Annotated in this window: 20 protein-coding genes and 1 tRNA gene; 14 read left to right on the plus strand and 7 right to left on the minus strand. The window is 59.4% G+C overall.

What is annotated here, in order from left to right; translation table 11 throughout:
* The first annotated feature begins 146 nt into the window (after positions 1-146).
* Positions 147-1,124, plus strand: coding sequence for an aldo/keto reductase (locus A3C3_RS0132780; protein ID WP_022718775.1), 978 nt, complete (start codon positions 147-149; stop codon positions 1,122-1,124).
* Between the two features lie 23 nt (positions 1,125-1,147).
* Here the strand turns inward: A3C3_RS0132780 and A3C3_RS0132785 are convergent, their stop codons facing one another.
* Positions 1,148-1,732, minus strand: a complete 585-nt coding sequence (locus A3C3_RS0132785) for a TetR/AcrR family transcriptional regulator (protein WP_022718776.1) — start codon at positions 1,730-1,732, stop codon at positions 1,148-1,150.
* Positions 1,733-1,856: 124 nt separating this feature from the next.
* Between A3C3_RS0132785 and A3C3_RS0132790 the strand changes: the two genes are divergently transcribed.
* The 3 genes from A3C3_RS0132790 to A3C3_RS46500 all read left to right on the plus strand — a co-directional run bounded on the left by A3C3_RS0132790 (position 1,857) and on the right by A3C3_RS46500 (position 3,610).
* Positions 1,857-3,152 carry an MFS transporter gene (locus A3C3_RS0132790; RefSeq protein ID WP_022718777.1) on the plus strand — a complete coding sequence of 432 codons (1,296 nt, stop codon included), beginning with the start codon at positions 1,857-1,859 and terminating at the stop codon, positions 3,150-3,152.
* A gap of 121 nt (positions 3,153-3,273) precedes the next feature.
* Positions 3,274-3,358: transfer RNA gene (locus A3C3_RS0132795), tRNA-Leu, on the plus strand.
* A 39-nt stretch (positions 3,359-3,397) separates the two neighbouring features.
* Entirely contained in the window at positions 3,398-3,610 is a 213-nt protein-coding gene (locus A3C3_RS46500; protein WP_028740201.1) for a hypothetical protein, read from the plus strand.
* Positions 3,611-3,613: 3 nt separating this feature from the next.
* On the opposite strand, the gene A3C3_RS0132805 is transcribed toward A3C3_RS46500, so the two are convergent.
* Positions 3,614-4,192, minus strand: coding sequence for a DUF1643 domain-containing protein (locus A3C3_RS0132805; RefSeq protein WP_022718778.1), 579 nt, complete (start codon positions 4,190-4,192; stop codon positions 3,614-3,616).
* 581 nt (positions 4,193-4,773) lie between these two features.
* On the opposite strand from A3C3_RS0132805, the gene A3C3_RS42820 reads away from it, so the two are divergent.
* On the plus strand, positions 4,774-5,109 hold the full coding sequence (locus A3C3_RS42820; protein ID WP_145611961.1) for a hypothetical protein: 336 nt from the start codon (positions 4,774-4,776) through the stop codon (positions 5,107-5,109).
* A gap of 63 nt (positions 5,110-5,172) precedes the next feature.
* Here A3C3_RS42820 and A3C3_RS0132820 read toward each other — a convergent pair whose 3' ends face one another.
* Entirely contained in the window at positions 5,173-5,379 is a 207-nt protein-coding gene (locus A3C3_RS0132820) for a hypothetical protein (RefSeq protein ID WP_022718780.1), read from the minus strand.
* A gap of 207 nt (positions 5,380-5,586) precedes the next feature.
* Here A3C3_RS0132820 and A3C3_RS0132825 point away from each other — a divergent pair, with 207 nt between their 5' ends.
* The gene (locus tag A3C3_RS0132825; protein ID WP_028740202.1) at positions 5,587-7,353 is read left to right on the plus strand and encodes a cation:proton antiporter domain-containing protein; all 1,767 of its coding nucleotides are present in this window, start codon (positions 5,587-5,589) and stop codon (positions 7,351-7,353) included.
* On the opposite strand, the gene A3C3_RS0132830 is transcribed toward A3C3_RS0132825, so the two are convergent.
* Positions 7,323-7,622: a hypothetical protein gene (locus A3C3_RS0132830; protein ID WP_022718782.1), complete on the minus strand. Its 300-nt coding sequence runs from the start codon at positions 7,620-7,622 to the stop codon at positions 7,323-7,325. The genes A3C3_RS0132825 and A3C3_RS0132830 overlap by 31 nt on opposite strands.
* 198 nt (positions 7,623-7,820) lie before the next feature.
* On the opposite strand from A3C3_RS0132830, the gene A3C3_RS0132835 reads away from it, so the two are divergent.
* Entirely contained in the window at positions 7,821-8,411 is a 591-nt protein-coding gene (locus tag A3C3_RS0132835) for a YqaA family protein (protein WP_022718783.1), read from the plus strand.
* A 22-nt stretch (positions 8,412-8,433) separates the two neighbouring features.
* Positions 8,434-8,949: a disulfide bond formation protein B gene (locus tag A3C3_RS0132840; RefSeq protein WP_022718784.1), complete on the plus strand. Its 516-nt coding sequence runs from the start codon at positions 8,434-8,436 to the stop codon at positions 8,947-8,949.
* A gap of 14 nt (positions 8,950-8,963) precedes the next feature.
* On the opposite strand, the gene A3C3_RS0132845 is transcribed toward A3C3_RS0132840, so the two are convergent.
* Positions 8,964-9,521 carry an HNH endonuclease gene (locus A3C3_RS0132845; RefSeq protein ID WP_022718785.1) on the minus strand — a complete coding sequence of 186 codons (558 nt, stop codon included), beginning with the start codon at positions 9,519-9,521 and terminating at the stop codon, positions 8,964-8,966.
* Between the two features lie 111 nt (positions 9,522-9,632).
* Entirely contained in the window at positions 9,633-10,319 is a 687-nt protein-coding gene (locus tag A3C3_RS0132850) for a DNA-3-methyladenine glycosylase family protein (protein ID WP_022718786.1), read from the minus strand.
* Here A3C3_RS0132850 and gluQRS point away from each other — a divergent pair.
* On the plus strand, positions 10,318-11,199 hold the full coding sequence (gluQRS, locus tag A3C3_RS0132855; protein WP_022718787.1) for a tRNA glutamyl-Q(34) synthetase GluQRS: 882 nt from the start codon (positions 10,318-10,320) through the stop codon (positions 11,197-11,199). The two genes, A3C3_RS0132850 and gluQRS, sit on opposite strands and share 2 nt — an antisense overlap.
* On the opposite strand, the gene A3C3_RS0132860 is transcribed toward gluQRS, so the two are convergent.
* Positions 11,161-12,078, minus strand: a complete 918-nt coding sequence (locus A3C3_RS0132860) for a YihY/virulence factor BrkB family protein (protein ID WP_022718788.1) — start codon at positions 12,076-12,078, stop codon at positions 11,161-11,163. The genes gluQRS and A3C3_RS0132860 overlap by 39 nt on opposite strands.
* A gap of 76 nt (positions 12,079-12,154) precedes the next feature.
* Between A3C3_RS0132860 and A3C3_RS0132865 the strand changes: the two genes are divergently transcribed.
* From A3C3_RS0132865 to A3C3_RS0132885, 5 genes are all read left to right on the plus strand, one after another.
* Positions 12,155-12,988 (plus strand): SDR family oxidoreductase, encoded by an 834-nt coding sequence (locus A3C3_RS0132865; RefSeq protein ID WP_022718789.1) that lies wholly within the window; start codon positions 12,155-12,157, stop codon positions 12,986-12,988.
* An 18-nt stretch (positions 12,989-13,006) separates the two neighbouring features.
* Positions 13,007-13,210, plus strand: coding sequence for a twin transmembrane helix small protein (locus tag A3C3_RS0132870; RefSeq protein WP_022718790.1), 204 nt, complete (start codon positions 13,007-13,009; stop codon positions 13,208-13,210).
* Between the two features lie 23 nt (positions 13,211-13,233).
* Positions 13,234-13,812 carry a cob(I)yrinic acid a,c-diamide adenosyltransferase gene (locus tag A3C3_RS0132875; protein WP_022718791.1) on the plus strand — a complete coding sequence of 193 codons (579 nt, stop codon included), beginning with the start codon at positions 13,234-13,236 and terminating at the stop codon, positions 13,810-13,812.
* 35 nt (positions 13,813-13,847) lie between these two features.
* On the plus strand, positions 13,848-14,615 hold the full coding sequence (locus A3C3_RS0132880; protein WP_022718792.1) for a rhomboid family intramembrane serine protease: 768 nt from the start codon (positions 13,848-13,850) through the stop codon (positions 14,613-14,615).
* A 186-nt stretch (positions 14,616-14,801) separates the two neighbouring features.
* Entirely contained in the window at positions 14,802-15,551 is a 750-nt protein-coding gene (locus A3C3_RS0132885; protein ID WP_022718793.1) for an electron transfer flavoprotein subunit beta/FixA family protein, read from the plus strand.
* Positions 15,552-15,643: the final 92 nt, after the last annotated feature.

Below are 15,643 nucleotides of genomic sequence, written 5' to 3' on the forward strand. Positions count from 1 at the left end.
GATCGCGTGTTTCAAAGCTCCCCTCCATGATCGCACGGATGCCCCTGGAATATTCTTTCGCCGGGATTGCTGACATTCTCACCGATTGCGCCCTACATCACCCCGAGGTGTCTCAGGGGATTGAGATTCATTCACGGAGTCAGTTCATGGACTATGTCAAATTCGGAGGCACTGGCCTCGAAGTTTCGAAGATCTGCCTCGGCTGCATGACTTTCGGCGATCCACGCCGCGGCAACCACGCCTGGACGCTCGGCGAGGAGGAAAGCCGCGCGATCATTAGGCAGGCACTCGATCTTGGCATCAATTTCCTGGACACGGCGAATACCTATTCCGACGGCTCGTCGGAGGAAATCGTCGGACGGGCAATCAAGGACTTGAAGCGCGAGGATATCGTACTCGCGACCAAGGTCTTCAACCGCATGCGCCCCGGTCCGAACGGCGCTGGTCTTTCCCGCAAGGCGATCTTCGACGAGATCGACAACAGCCTGCGCCGGCTCGGCACGGATTACGTCGACCTCTTCCAGATCCATCGCTTCGACTACACGAGCCCGATCGAGGAAACGCTGGAGGCGCTGCACGACGTCGTGAAGGCCGGCAAGGCGCGCTATATCGGCGCCTCGTCCATGTACGCGTGGCAATTCGCAAAGATGCTCTACACCTCGCGGCTGAACGGCTGGACTCAGTTCGTGAGCATGCAGGACCATGTCAACCTCCTCTATCGCGAGGAGGAGCGCGAGATGCTGCCTTTCTGCGAGGATCAGAAGATCGCTGTCATTCCGTGGAGCCCGCTTGCCCGCGGCCGCCTGGCGCGCGACTGGGACGAAAAGACCGCCCGTATGGAAACGGATGAGTTCGGCAAGACGCTCTACAGGCAGGCCGAAGATGCCGACCGCAAAATCATCGACACGGTCGGCCGGTTGGCGAAGACATATGACGTCTCCCGAGCCCAGATCGCCACTGCTTGGATCTTGCAGAAGAGCGCGGTGACCGCACCGATCATTGGCGCATCAAAGCCGCACCATCTTTCGGACGCCGTTGGGGCATTGGCTGTCAAGCTCAACGCCGAGGACGTCGCCGCACTCGAAGAGCCTTATGTTCCGCATCACGTGGAAGGTTTCAAATAAAGCAGACACATGCCGACGAGCACTCAGGCGCCGACAAATTTTGGCGGTGCCAGCTTCTCCCGCATCGTCGAAAGGAACTGACCGGCCAATTCGCGATTTTCGACCGCGCGCGCCAGACTGACGGCCCCCATCATTGATGAGAGCGTCGTAAAGCCATTCTTGCGACGCTCCTCGGGCGTCTCACCCGGAACGATCTCCGCCAGGATATCGACAAGCGTGGAAAGCCCGTCGTTGAAGGTTGCCCGCACCGCACCGCTGCTGCGGCTCACCTCTTCCATCAGTGCCACGAAGACACAGCTCGAGCCTGGATTGTCGACGGAACACCAGGAAACATAGTGGTCGAGGAGCGCTTCCAGGGGGCGATCCGATGCGTCGGCGATCAGAGCCTTCCATCGCACTTCCACCCTGGCGATCAGCGCACGGCTGACCTCCAGCTGCAGCTCTTCCTTTGACTGGAAGTGGCCATAGAAGCCTCCATGCGTCAGCCCGCAGGCTTTCATGATATCGGCAACCCCCACGCCATCAAACCCGTTTTCGCGGAACATCACGCCTGCGACTTCCAGGATCTTCTGGCGGTTTTCTGCAAATTTTTCGCGGCTGACGCGCATGAACCGGCTCCGAAAAATAGTCCCTTGACAAATTATATGACACCCATCATGAATACGCAAGAAACATGATGACCGTCATCTAAATCAGTGATGCATCCATCATTCCCACGAATGGAACTTACCCATGGTTTCCACCGCGCTTGCCTCCAGCCTTGCACGCCGCAACATTCATTATGGGTGGATCGTTGTCGGCGCGACTTTCCTGACCATGCTGGTCACCGCCGGCGCCATGGGCGCGCCGGGCGTGCTTATCAAGCCGCTGCAGGACGAGTTCGGCTGGGAAACTTCGCAGATTTCCTCCGCACTTGCGATCCGCCTGGTCCTCTTCGGCCTGATGGGTCCGTTCGCGGCGGCTTTCATGAACTATTTCGGTGTGCGCAAGGTCATCGTCTTCGCGCTTGCGCTGATCGGCACGGGCTTCGTTGGCTCGCTCTTCATGACATCGCTTTGGCAACTTCTGCTGCTCTGGGGCATCGTCGTCGGTTTCGGCACGGGGCTGACGGCCATGGTGCTTGCAGCGACCATATCTGCCCGCTGGTTCACGAAGCACCGCGGCCTCGTCGTCGGGATGCTTTCGGCAAGCTCGGCCACCGGTCAGCTCGTTTTCCTGCCGCTGATGGCGGAACTGACGGAACGCTATGGCTGGCGCTCCACGGTTTTCTTCGTCTGCGCCATGATCATGGTTGCCGCACTTGCCGTGCTTGCCTTCATGCGCGACCGGCCCTCCGACTTAAACCTGCCTTCGCTCGGCGAAACTCATGTTACGCCGCCGCCGGCACGCGGCACGTTGGTCGGCGCGCTGAAGACGCCGATCACGATCTTGAAGGAGATCTCCGGAACTTCGACCTTCTGGATCTTGTTCGCCACCTTCTTTATCTGCGGCCTCAGCACCAACGGGCTGATCCAGACTCATTTCGTCACGCTTTGCGGCGACTTCGGAATCCTGCCTGTCGCGGCGGCCAGCGTTCTAGCCGTAATGGGTATCTTCGATTTCTTCGGCACGATCGGCTCCGGCTGGTTGTCGGACCGCTTCGACAACCGCTGGCTCCTCTTCTGGTATTACGGTCTGCGCGGGCTCTCCCTGCTTTTCCTGCCCTTCAGCGATTTCAGCTTCTACGGTCTTTCGATCTTCGCGGTGTTCTACGGCCTCGACTGGATCGCCACCGTTCCGCCGACCGTCAAGATTGCCGCTGACCGCTTCGGCCGGGAGAAGGCCGGTCTGGTCTTCGGCTGGGTCTTTGCCGGCCATCAGCTGGGCGCGGCAACCGCTGCTTATGGTGCCGGCCTTTCACGGACCGAGCTGTCGAGCTACCTGCCGGCCTTCTTCGTTGCCGGCGCCTTCTGCCTGCTCGCCTCGATCCTCGCCATCACGTTGAAGAAGTCCGGCTTGACCGAACCGGCACCGGCTACCGCACACTGATTGCAAAAGGCTTTCCCACGGAACATCGCCGGAAGCCGTATCAAATCAGCCTGATAAGCCCTCCCGCCGTCTTGCGCGGTCAAGGGTCGCATGTTAGACACCCGGCTCGTCGGTATCCGTTGCCCCATTGGCGGAATTGGTAGACGCGCTCGACTCAAAATCGAGTTTCGAAAGAAGTGCTGGTTCGACCCCGGCATGGGGCACCACCGACGAAAAACGATCCGATAAGTCGTATAGGTCGTCGTTTGGTTCTTCGTCGTCCAGCCGAAGATCGCCATCAGTTCTTCGTCGGTCGCACTGGTCTCAGCGGCGATCGTCGCTGCCGCCTTGCGCAGGCCGGGCGCGGCGCAGTTGAACAACTCGGCCTGGTCGGACCAGTCACGCATCTTGTTGCCGGGGCCGTCGACCGGGAACATGATACGACGACGCTCGGCGATCAAATCGTCGATTGCTTTTGACGTTTACGCAGCCTCCGTTGCGCGCCGGAACATGACCGGCTGCTGATTCCGATCAATGCGATGGATGCCACGTGCCATCGGGTGTTTCGGAAAGCCGTCCTTCGTCAGCCCGAGGCAGACAAGGTCGACGGTCTGGTGGCGGGCGCGGCCGCAGAACCAGTCCTGTCCACCTTCCCAATCGTTCAGACCTGCGTGGTGCGCGCTGATGGCGCCCCATGCGGCAAGAGCCGGCGTGTTCTGCGAGCGGGCGAGCGTCAAGGCGGTATCGATGAACTGGACGTTCTTCGGGCCGCGCGGATAGTGCGACGACATCATCACGATCGGGCTCGACGAGCGGAAGGCGAAGAGGTTGACGACCAGCAGGCCGCCAAAGCCCCACGCCTTGCCAAAATGGCTCAGCGCGCGGATCGTCGGATCATCGTTGTCGGCATCGGCCGTCGAAGGGTTCAGCATGCAGGTGACGAGGAGCGGCCTGCCCTTCTCCCACACACGCGTCAGCTCGTAGCGAAATCGGCCGCAATCGGAAATGACGGCGGCCTTCTTGCTTAGACCGATGCTGCCATCGATTGCGAGGCGCGTCATGCCGTCTCTCCTTTCGAGACGTCGACGGAAAACGTTGCGGCCATGCGGACGACGCCGACCATCATTACCGTCTTGTCGTCGCCGACCGGGCTGATGAAGGCGGAGATGCGGCCTTCGCCGACAATGATCTCCGCTTCGTCGCGATTCAGATGCTCAAGCGCGACGATGACGAAGCATTCAGTATATCCCTGGCGGAGTTCGCATGTGCAACTGATGGCGATCTCGTCGTCAACCGGTCAGCTGTGAGAAACTTCAACCAAAGCGATTATTCTTGTCGCCTTTTAATTCTGATGATCTAGCGTTTTGGAAACCCTAACCCACTGCCATCAAAAAGATCATGATCAAAAGGCGCCTCTTCAACTTGCTCCTTCTTGTTGTCCTTCCGGTTGTTTCTTATGCCGCGGATTGTCCTTCAGCCAAGAGTGCAAAGAACGGTTTCTTATTGAGGAATTCGGGGGCGATAAGCGAATTCCGGCCAGCGCAAGGACCTGTGGTCGCAATAACCAATTCGTTCGGGAATTCGGAGAAGCAGACGATTTATTCGTACCAGGGGCTTTTCGATCTGTCGCGCTCCAGTAGCGATGAGCGTTACGCAATCTATCCACTCGATGGCTTCTGCCCATCAAGAAGGATGGGGGCATCACGTCATCCCCTTTGTCCCCTTGGATCCTCAACAATCCAGCGAGAAGTGGACGCTGGAGCTGACGATAACTAAGCGCGAGACAGTTGCAGTTGGGCGGTGCAAATACGAAGTTTTCAAGAGCAGAGCGAAAACCAAAAGGGGCGGCGAGCGGGTTGAACTCTGGAGCGCTCTTTACTCCCCTGACCTGCATGCGACCCTTGCCAAGATCTACGACGAGGGCACAAGCGAGGAAGCCATCGTCGGTTACGACTACATCCAATCCTTATCGCGCTGACGCAGTTAACGCGGCGGGGTTTGCGAAAAGAACTGCAAGAAGTGCGGGACCACGCGACGACTCCTACTGGATCAGCTGAATCCTGATCTCTTCCTTTGCGGCGAAGGAGCGGCATTCGTCTAGGTCGTCGCCGACGAAGATCACGTCGCCTTCGGAATCGAACAGCCCCCAGCAGGCTTCGTCCTCAAGAAATACCTCTCGGACATATCCGAATTCGACGGCTTCAAAAGATCGTTTGGACGCGACATCAACAGCTTCTATTTCTCGCATGGATATCCCCAATGAGACAGCGTCTTCTGTTTTAGTGTGCGCTTATATTGATCTTCGAAACTGACGCCAAACTGGTGTCGCCACGAGAACACTCCAGTTTCGCTGCAGCTCAGGATTTGCTGGTGCTACGGAAACTCAAATCAAGTATTTAATTTCGCTCACACTTCGGTCACAGTGGCGACCGCCAACGAATATCAAGGGACGGATGTGCATCAGGAAGTAACGCTTATTGCCACAGTCGCGGTCAGCTTCGTCTTTGCGGCGGTGCTGGGATATATGGCCGATAGGCTGCGCCTCCCGCCGCTGGTCGGCTATCTGGTGGCAGGCATACTCATGGGACCGTTCACGCCGGGCTTCGTCGCCGATACAGGGCTTGCCGGACAGTTGGCGGAGATGGGTGTCATTTTGCTGATGTTTGGCGTTGGGCTGCATTTTTCCACCGCTGACCTGCTTGCCGTGCGCGGTATCGCAGTGCCGGGCGCGATCATCCGGATCATCATCGCTACGCTGCTCGGCATTGGCCTCGCGAAATGGTGGGGCTGGGGGCTCGGCGCCGGGATCGTCTTCGGCCTCAGCCTGTCGGTGGCAAGCACCGTCGTGCTGCTGAAGGTCCTGGAGGAACGAAACCTCCTGAATTCCGCCAGCGGCCGCGTCGCGGTCGGCTGGCTGATCGTCGAAGACTTGGCGATGGTGCTGGCGCTGGTCTTGCTGCCTGCCCTTGCGGAATTGCTCGGCGGCCACGCCGCCAGCGATGCTGCACAGGGCGCAGGGCTGCCGCTTTCGCTCGCGATCGCGCTGACGCTGCTGAAGGTCGGCGCCTTTGCGGTCATGGCGATCTTTGTCGGCCCGAAGATTGTTCCCTGGCTCCTGACGCTCGTCGCCCGAACCGGCTCGCGCGAACTCTTCACATTGACCGTCCTTGCCATCGCGCTCGGCATCGCTTTTGGCTCCGCCGAAATCTTCGGCGTTTCCTTCGCGCTCGGCGCTTTCTTCGCGGGCGTCGTGATGAGCGAGTCCAATCTCAGCCACCGGGCCGCTGCCGATTCTCTGCCACTTCAGAACGCCTTTTCAGTCCTGTTCTTCGTGTCGGTCGGCATGCTGTTCGATCCATCGATCCTGGTCCGCCAGCCGATGGCCGTCATCAGCGCGCTGACGTTGATCATCGTCGGCAAGGCGATCATCTCCTTTCTGATCGTCGTCCTGCTTCGCTATCCGATCGGAATGGCGCTGACAGTCGCAGGCGGATTGGCGCAGATCGGCGAATTTTCCTTCATTCTGGCCGGTCTCGGCGTTTCCCTCGGATTGCTGCCGACTGACGGGCAGGATGTCATCCTTGCGTCCGCGATCATTTCGATCACGCTCAATCCGCTCGTCTGCGCCGGCGCCGAGGCTCTGCATACCTATGTGCACGCCCGATGGCCGGTGCTCAGCAATCATTACGGCCGCCGCCGACATGAGGCGCTCGGACGCGAGCTTGAAAAGATCAGGGCACTTACCGAAGCGCGGGAACGCCAGCATCAGCTGGAGATGCAACAACTGATCGAGACTTTCCCGCTTTTCGCCAAGGTCGACGAGCACTCGCAGGAGGAACTGCTCCTTCTCTTCCGCCCCAAATCCGCGCTGCCGGGCGAACGCGTCATGCGCAAGGGTGACCGCGGGGACGGCATGTATTTTCTCTCCTCCGGAGCCGTGGAAGTCCGTCTTCCCGGCGGCGCCGTCCGTCTCGAACCGGGTGCATTTTTCGGTGAAATGGCTTTGCTGAGCGGCGGACGGCGAACGGCTGATGTCATTGCCATCGATTTCTGCCAATTCCTCGTGCTGGAACGCCGCGACTTCAATATGTTCACCGCCCGCCACCCGGCGCTAAGGGCGGCCGTCAGCGAAATGGCGCGAGAGCGCTCGCAAATGAACGCACTCAACGCGAAGCGCGAAGAGCAGCCGGATCAACGCGAAGTGTCGGCGGAAGGCCAATAGGCATCGGCGGAGAAGTCGTGCGGGATCGGATCGAGCCGCGACAGCGTCTCGGCCGCAAAATCGAGCTGGATCTTCAGATATCTGAGCGCTTCCGGCGCAGGAACACCCGTTGCAAACTCTCTCACATAAGACGAATGATAGCCGCTTTCCCGAAGCCGCCTGACGGCTTCCCGCCGTACATCCTCCCTGCTCGGCCTTCGAGCTGAAGCTACGGTTTCGCGCTGATCGGCCGCTTCGCCGAGCCCGCCCTCAATCACCCTCAATTTCATTCATAGCCACCTGCAAAACCAATCAGAAACCAGCTTGCAGAAGATTGACCGATTTGCAATCTCCCGAAAACCTGGGAGCACCAGCCCAATACGGATCACGAAAATTTTCGTGGCACGCTGACATCATTGCCACACTAGGCATTTACAGCGCCAGACTGCCCCCCTAAAGCTTTTGCACCGCAGCACGAAAGGAATGGAATGCTCCGCAGACTTTACGACTGGACCATGTCTCTCGCCGCCCGCAGATCGGCCGAAGTCTGGCTCGCCGTTATCGCCTTCGTCGAAAGCTCCGTCTTTCTCGTCCCGGCCGATGTTCTTTTTCTTCCCATGGCACTCGCCAAGCCCGAGCGTTCATATCGATATGCGATCGTTGCCACGGTCGCCTCGGTTCTCGGCGGCATCGCCGGCTGGGCGCTCGGCTTTTATGCCTACGAGACCGTGGCGCGGCCGGTGCTGGAATTCTACGGAAAGCTCGATGCCTTCGAGCAGATGAAATCTTACGTCACTTACGAGACGATCCTGCTTTTGCTGGTGACGTCGGGATTGGCGCACCTGCCGCCGATCAAAATCGTCACGATCCTGTCCGGGGTGATTCACGTCAACATATGGCTTTTCGTCATCTCGGCGATCGTTGCCCGCGGCGCGCGATTCCTATTCCTGGCCTGGCTGCTTCGCCGCTACGGTGAGCCGATTCGCCATTTCATTGAAAAGCGCTTGGGGCATATTGTCAGCATCGGTGCAGTGGTCGCCATCGTGCTTTATATTGTCTATCGCTACCTTGCTCACTGAGCCAACCTCGCGGAGTTCCGCCATGACTGCCATTGCCTCGCCTCTTTCCCGCCCGGTCGTTCTCTATTCGCTGCTCTTGGCGCTCGGTATGGCGATGGTCGTCGGAACCGCACTCGGCTTCCAGTACGTCGGCGGCTACATTCCCTGTGCGCTCTGCCTGCTGCAGCGCCAGCCCTATTACTACGGCATTCCGATCGCGATCCTCGGTGCGCTCGCATCGTTCTTCGGTCTGCCGAACTGGGTCGCCCGTGCCCTGCTTCTGGCGGCAGGTATGCTGATGGTGGTCGGCGCCGGCATGGGTGTCTATCACGCAGGCGTCGAATGGCATTTCTGGGCAGGGCCGGCGACCTGCTCGACCAGCGCAGGCGCCATGACGCAGAATGCCGGCGACCTGCTGACGGAACTCAACACAATTACCGGCCCGTCCTGCACGGATGCGGCGCTGCGCGTTCTCGGCCTTTCCTTTGCGGGCTGGAATGTGATTGCGAGCCTGATCCTTGCGGCCTTCGCATTCGTCGGCGTCCGCAAATCGACATAAGGAAATAGCGGCGATCAGGGCTGCAGTTCGGTATCCCAGTAGAGATAGTCGAGCCAGCTGTCGTGCAGATAGTTCGGCGGAAAGAGCCGGCCGTTGTTGTGCAGGTCCTGCACGGTCGGCTGGTACGGCTTCTGCGAGGGGAACATGCCTGCCTGCTTCGGCAGCTTGCTGCCCTTTTTGAGATTGCAGGGAGAGCAGGCCGCCACGACATTTTGCCAGGTCGTTTCGCCGCCATGGGCGCGCGGGATCACGTGGTCGAAGGTCAGATCGTCATTCTCGCCGCAATACTGACATTCGAATTTGTCGCGGAGAAAAACATTGAACCGGGTGAAGGCCGGGTTCCGCGAAGGCTGAACGTAGGTCTTGAGGCAGACGACACTTGGAAGCCGCATGGAGAAGCTCGGCGAGGAAACCGAATGTTCGTATTCCGCAATGATATTCACACGGTCAAGGAAAACCGCCTTGATCGCGTCCTGCCAGGACCAGAGCGACAAGGGATAATAACTCAAAGGCCGGTAGTCAGCGTTCAGGACGAGCGCCGGCAGGGCCTGGGGGGAGACTGCAATCGTCAAGGTACTCTCCTGAGCGATTCGGCATCTGCATCCTTATATTAGGCCGGTTGTGACACCCTTGTGAAGCCCAATAAATTCAGTCAATAACGGCAATTCGATGAGCGTTGCCCATCAGCCGACCGGCATGAGCCCGCGACCGAGTTTCTGAGCATAGTAAGCCCAGAAAAGCCTTGCTGCGACAGATCGCCAGGGAGACCAGACCATGGCAAGCGAGGCGAGCACTTTCGCCTGCGGACGCTGTGCAAGACCAAAGGCTGCAGCGACGGCGTTCTGCAGTGCGACGTCTCCTGATGGGAAGACATCGGCGTGCCCGCCGCAAAACATCAGATAGACTTCCGCTGTCCACGGACCAACGCCCTTCAACGCCGTCAACTCGGCAAGCGCCTCCGCCGGCGGCCTCGAGGAAAGAAGAGCGAGATCAAGGCGGCAAGATACGACTGCTTCGGCGATGCCCGACAATGTCGTCGCCTTGGCACGCGACAGGCCGAATTCCCGCCAGGCATCGGGTCGCAGTGCGACATAGTTTTCGGCCGTCAGCACTCCTTCAGCAAGCGACATGCGCCGCCAAATGGCATCGGCGCTTGCGCGCGAAACCATCTGCGAAACGATGATATGGGCAAGGCCAGCAAAACCCGGCTCGCGAAGGCGCAGCGGGATCGGACCCGCCTCCTTCGCGATATCGGCGAGCCGCGGATCGAGGCGAAACAAATGCTTCAGCCCCTCGCGGATATCCTCTTCGGTACGAATGATCTGCACGTTGCCTCGCGATGGTTTCGAATTCGTGGCAGAAGAAAGCATGACCACGACTCAGCGTCAAAAGCCCGTTTTCCGTTTTGCGCCCAGTCCCAACGGCCCGCTGCATCTCGGCCACGCGCTTTCGGCATTCCTCAACCAGGATATGGCCGCAGCAATGGACGGACGCCTACTGCTGCGCATCGAAGACATCGACCAGACACGTTGTACACCCGAATTCGAAGCAGGCATCTATGCCGATCTCGAATGGCTGGGCATCGACTGGGAGAAACCCGTCCGGCGACAATCCGACCATATCGCGGAATATCAGACAGCATTGCATGGTCTGATCGAGCGCGGATTAGTCTATCCTTCGTTTCTGACGCGCGGCGAGGTGAAAGCCAGAGTGTCCGCTTCCGAAGCCGGCGGCAATCCCTGGCCGCGCGATCCGGACGGTTCGCCGCACTATCCCTCCGACGATCGCGATCGAAGTGAAGGCGATCGGCGCAAGATGCTTGAGTCAGGCCTGAAACACGCTTGGCGTCTGGACATGGGGCGGGCACTGCAGGCTGCCGATCGTGTTTTATCCTGGAGCGAGACCGGCGACGGCGAGACCGGGGGGATTGCCGCCGATCCATCGATGTGGGGAGACGTCGTTCTTTCGCGCTCAGATGCACCCTCGAGCTATCACCTTTCGGTGGTGATCGATGATGCGCTGCAGGCCGTCACTCATATCGTGCGCGGGCTCGACCTCTTTCATGCAACATCGGTCCACCGGCTGCTGCAGGTGCTGCTCGACCTGCCTCAGCCCCTCTACCACCATCATCGGCTGGTGACGGATGCAAAGAAACGCAAGCTCTCGAAAAGCGATGGCGATACCGGGCTCGCGGATTTGCGTGGCAAGGGCCTATCGGCGGCCGATATCCGGAATCTTGTCGGTCTTTGAAAGCTTGCTGCCCTGCCCGCTCAGAAAATTACGGGCGAAGATGGCTCGCACACGAAATTTCATTAGTGCCGCATTGATTTCCGCGCCAATGATGAAGATTACGCCGACCATGTAGAGGAAGATCAGCACGACCATCACCGATGCCAGACCCGCGTAGGTCGCTGTGTAATTCGCGAAGGTGGCGAGGTAAAAGGCGAAGATCAGCGCGCCGGCGAGCCAGAGAAGCAGTGTGAGCAAAACCCCAGGGATAACGTCGTAAACCCGCCTGCGGCCGGCGGGCAGCCAGAGGTGAACGACAAGCAGACCGACCGTCAGGACGAAAAGCGTTCCGTAGATTCGCCAGCTGAAAACGATCTCGAGCGTATCGGCAAAGAGCGGAAACCACTGCCGCGCGTAATCGAGAGCGAGCGGCACGGCGACGAGCAGGATGCTGATGGCGGCAAAAATGATTACCGCGATCAGCACGTAACCGAGGCTGGCCAGGCGCGTGAAATACCATGGCCTCGTCTCCTGTACGCGATAGGCGCGGTTGAGCGATATGCGCAGCGCCTCGACACCGTTCGAGGCGAAATAGGCGGCTGCCAGCACCGAGACCGTCAGCAGTCCACCGCGCGGAATCGTCAGCACCTGCAGCACCTGGTCGGCCACGGGTTTGGCGATCGCTTCCGGCCAGGTATCGAAAATGAGATGAACGGCCGTGGAGGAGAACTGATCGGCACCGAGGAAGTTTGCGAGCGTCGTGCCGAAGATCAAAAAAGGAAAAACCGCCAGCAGGATCGACAATGCGACATGGCTCGCCATCGCGAAACCGTCATCCTCGATTAGGTGGCAGATCGCGTCGTATGCCACATCATAGAGCGTACGCACTATCTTCGGCATTCCACCCCCGGGCCTCGTCATTGTATCGTCGGTTCGAATATGGGAAATGAGTCCCAATTTGTACAGGAATCATTCCATGGCGGAGCAGCGCACCATCATCGTGACCGGATGCTCATCCGGCATCGGTGCCTATTGCGCGCGAGCCCTGAAGACCGACGGCTGGCGCGTCTTTGCGGCGGTCAGAAAACACGCCGACCTCGAACCGCTCCAGGAGGAGGGCATCGAAGCCTTCCTGATGGACTATACGCGGTCGGATACGATCACTGACTTCGTTCGCGATGTAGCCGAGGCAAGCGGCGGGCGCATCGACGCAGTTTTCAACAACGGCGCCTACGGCCAGCCCGGCGCGGTCGAGGATTTGACGACCGACGTGCTGCGTGCGCAATTCGAAACGAATTTCTTCGGCTGGCATGAGTTGACCCGGCAGATACTGCCGCTGATGCGAAGGCGCGGCTCGGGCCGCATCGTACAATGCTCCTCCATTCTCGGCGTCGTGCCCTATCGTTTTCGCGGCGCCTACACCGCTTCGAAGTTTGCGCTCGAGGGGCTGAGCATCACGCTGCGCATGGAACTTCAGGGCAGCGGCATCCACGTGTGCCTGATCGAACCAGGTCCGATTGCCTCGCGCTTTACCGCCAACGCGCTCGCGAAGTTCAAAGAACATGTCGACATCCGCAATTCGGTGCATGCGGCAGATTACCGCCGACAGCTCGCGCGTCTTGACGGGACTGGCCCGAAGAATCGACATAAGCTTCAACCCGACGCCGTCTATACTGTCTTGAAACACGCATTGAACTCGAACAATCCGAAGCCACATTATCCAGTAACGACACCGGCAAAACAGGGCATGTTCCTGAAGAGGCTGATTCCGGCGGACCTTTTTTATCGCCTGATGCGCTGGACCGATTAATCAAGAAAGCCGACTTCCATGTCCACGGCCACTTATATTCTCGCAATCATCATCATGGGCCTCGTCGCGCTCGTGTTGGTCCGCGGCCTCTTCAACATGATGAAGGGCGGCGACGCGAACACTTCCAACAAGCTAATGCAGCTCCGCGTATTGCTGCAGGCGATCGCGGTGATCCTGATCATGCTGACGCTCTGGCTGACAGGCGGCGGCCGCCCTAGTTAACGCCGGGAAGAGAGGGGATAGGCATGGTAACACTCAACAAGATCTACACGAAGACCGGCGACGACGGCACGACTGCGCTCGTTTGCGGACCTCGCCGTCTCAAATACGACCTGCGCGTGGAAGCCTATGGCACGATAGACGAGGTCAACTCCGCAATTGGCGTCGCAAGACTGCACATGCAGGGCATGCCGGTTCTCGAACGAATGCTGACGCTGATCCAGAACGACCTCTTCGACCTCGGCGCTGACCTTGCGACACCCGACGACGGCAAGCCGCCGGCGCACGAGCCATTGCGCATCATCGATACGCAGGTGGCGCGGATCGAGAGCGAGATCGATGAACTGAATGCCGATCTGCAACCCTTGAAATCCTTTGTTCTGCCCGGCGGTCATTCGGCAGCTGCCTATCTTCATTTAGCGCGCACAATCGCGCGCCGCGCAGAAAGGCTGATGGTGGAACTCGCCCGCACGGAGGGCGAAATCGTCAGCGCAGCGGCCCTGAAATACGTTAACCGGCTTTCGGACTTCCTCTTCGTTGCCGCGCGCCACGCGAATGACCGCGGCAACGCGGATGTGCTTTGGGTTCCTGGGAAAAACAGATAGTCTTCTCGCGGTCACGATAGCCAGGGGCAGGCTTTATGTTCATACCGCTGCACGACGCCAATACGCTGAAGCACATCAAGGTCCAGTGGGTGACGCTGGGCTTGATCGGCATGAATGTCGCCGTCTGGCTTTTCACCGGCTTCTTCGCCCCGGAACAGACGGCTCAGGCGACATCGGTCGGCCTGGGCTACATACCGGCAGTCGCCTTTGACTATGCAACACTTGCACCCGGCCTCGCGATTGTTCCCGAGCCGCTGACCTACATCACCCATGCCTTTGTGCATGCCGGCTTCTGGCACCTCGCTTCGAACATGATCTTCCTCTGGGTCTTCGGCGATAATGTCGAGGATGCCATGGGGCATCTCCGCTTCCTGATCTTCTATCTCGCGTGCGCCGCCTTCGGCGCGCTTTGCCATGGCCTGGTCGTGTCGGAATCGCAGGCGCCGCTGGTCGGCGCCTCAGGTGCGATCTCAGGGGTGGTTGCGGCCTATGTCATCCTTCACCCGCGCGTGAAAATCTGGGTGCTGGTCTTCTTCCGCGTTCCGTTGCCGCTTCCTGCCTTCGTGCCGCTGCTGCTTTGGATCGGCCAGCAGTTCTTCATGCTCTTTGTCGATCCGGACGGCAATGTTTCCTGGGGCGCCCATGCCGGCGGTATCGTCGCCGGTGCCGTTCTAGTCTTCTTCATGCGCCGCACGGGTGTGCCGCTATTCGACCGCGAGATCGTCACGCCACGCGCCGTTTTCAGCACGCCGGCTGTGAGGCGGGCGGTCGTCGCAGCTGACGACGGGGCGCCTGGACACTGAAGAAAATCGCCCCGCCGCAAATATTGACGTGAACGTAAACGTCATATATCTGCAGACGCAATTTGTCTGTCTGCGACTGGCAAGCGTTGTGTTTGGAGGAAAAACGCGTATCCATGTCGCCATTCGACAATCGGAGCGGCGCCAAAGCGCGCATTTTCTTGGCGAAAGAGTTGAAGGAAGGACCCCATGAAAATTCTGGTCCCCGTGAAGCGGGTGGTTGATTACAATGTGAAGATCCGCGTCAAGCCGGATGGCACGGGCGTCGAGCTTGCCAATGTGAAGATGTCGATGAACCCGTTCGACGAGATCTCGGTGGAAGAGGCGCTGCGGCTGAAGGAAGCCGGCAAGGCTGAGGAAGTGGTCGTCGTGTCGATCGGTCCGGCCAAGGCCGAAGAGACGCTGCGCACCGCGCTCGCCATGGGCGCCGACCGGGCGATCCTGGTCGAGACCGACGAGACGGTCGAGCCGCTTGCCGTTGCCAAGATCCTCAAGGGCGTGGCNGACGCCGAACAGCCCGGCCTNATCATCGTCGGCAAGCAGGCGATCGACGACGATTCGAACCAGACCGGCCAGATGCTCGCCGCCCTTCTNGGGACTGCCCAGGCAACCTTCGCCTCGAAGATCGAGATTACCGACGGCAAAGCGACCGTCACCCGCGAAGTCGATGGCGGCCTGCAGACGATCGACATCAAGCTGCCGGCCGTCGTCACCACCGACCTGCGCCTCAACGAACCGCGCTACGCCTCGCTGCCGAACATCATGAAGGCGAAGAAGAAGCCGCTCGACAAGAAGGTTCCTGCCGACTTCGGCGTTTCCACCACCCCGCGGCTGAAGGTGCTGAAGACCGAAGAGCCAAGTGGCCGCAAGGCGGGCGTCAAGGTCAAGTCGGTCGCCGAGCTCGTCGAGAAGCTTAAGACCGAAGCCGGCGTGCTTTAAGCCAGACAAAAGGAGATCATTATCATGGCCATTCTGCTTCTGGCTGATCACGACAATGCAAGCCTTTCCGACCAGACCGCCAAGGCGCTGAC

The organism is Rhizobium mongolense USDA 1844 (assembly GCF_000419765.1).
Lineage (GTDB): Bacteria > Pseudomonadota > Alphaproteobacteria > Rhizobiales > Rhizobiaceae > Rhizobium > Rhizobium mongolense.

Excerpts from the sequence above, each read along its gene's own strand:
- A3C3_RS0132780 (WP_022718775.1), top strand. The coding sequence starts at position 147 with ATGGACTATGTCAAATTCGGAGGCACTGGCCTCGAAGTTTCGAAGATC.
- A3C3_RS0132790 (WP_022718777.1), top strand. The coding sequence starts at position 1,857 with ATGGTTTCCACCGCGCTTGCCTCCAGCCTTGCACGCCGCAACATTCAT.
- gluQRS (WP_022718787.1), top strand. The coding sequence starts at position 10,318 with ATGACCACGACTCAGCGTCAAAAGCCCGTTTTCCGTTTTGCGCCCAGT.
- A3C3_RS0132805 (WP_022718778.1), bottom strand. The coding sequence starts at position 4,192 with ATGACGCGCCTCGCAATCGATGGCAGCATCGGTCTAAGCAAGAAGGCC.
- A3C3_RS0132880 (WP_022718792.1), top strand. The coding sequence starts at position 13,848 with ATGTTCATACCGCTGCACGACGCCAATACGCTGAAGCACATCAAGGTC.
- A3C3_RS0132865 (WP_022718789.1), top strand. The coding sequence starts at position 12,155 with ATGGCGGAGCAGCGCACCATCATCGTGACCGGATGCTCATCCGGCATC.
- A3C3_RS0132820 (WP_022718780.1), bottom strand. The coding sequence starts at position 5,379 with ATGCGAGAAATAGAAGCTGTTGATGTCGCGTCCAAACGATCTTTTGAA.
- A3C3_RS0132840 (WP_022718784.1), top strand. The coding sequence starts at position 8,434 with ATGACTGCCATTGCCTCGCCTCTTTCCCGCCCGGTCGTTCTCTATTCG.
- A3C3_RS42820 (WP_145611961.1), top strand. The coding sequence starts at position 4,774 with ATGAGCGTTACGCAATCTATCCACTCGATGGCTTCTGCCCATCAAGAA.
- A3C3_RS0132830 (WP_022718782.1), bottom strand. The coding sequence starts at position 7,622 with ATGAAATTGAGGGTGATTGAGGGCGGGCTCGGCGAAGCGGCCGATCAG.
- A3C3_RS0132860 (WP_022718788.1), bottom strand. The coding sequence starts at position 12,078 with ATGCCGAAGATAGTGCGTACGCTCTATGATGTGGCATACGACGCGATC.
- A3C3_RS0132835 (WP_022718783.1), top strand. The coding sequence starts at position 7,821 with ATGCTCCGCAGACTTTACGACTGGACCATGTCTCTCGCCGCCCGCAGA.
- A3C3_RS0132870 (WP_022718790.1), top strand. The coding sequence starts at position 13,007 with ATGTCCACGGCCACTTATATTCTCGCAATCATCATCATGGGCCTCGTC.
- A3C3_RS0132875 (WP_022718791.1), top strand. The coding sequence starts at position 13,234 with ATGGTAACACTCAACAAGATCTACACGAAGACCGGCGACGACGGCACG.
- A3C3_RS0132850 (WP_022718786.1), bottom strand. The coding sequence starts at position 10,319 with ATGCTTTCTTCTGCCACGAATTCGAAACCATCGCGAGGCAACGTGCAG.
- A3C3_RS0132785 (WP_022718776.1), bottom strand. The coding sequence starts at position 1,732 with ATGCGCGTCAGCCGCGAAAAATTTGCAGAAAACCGCCAGAAGATCCTG.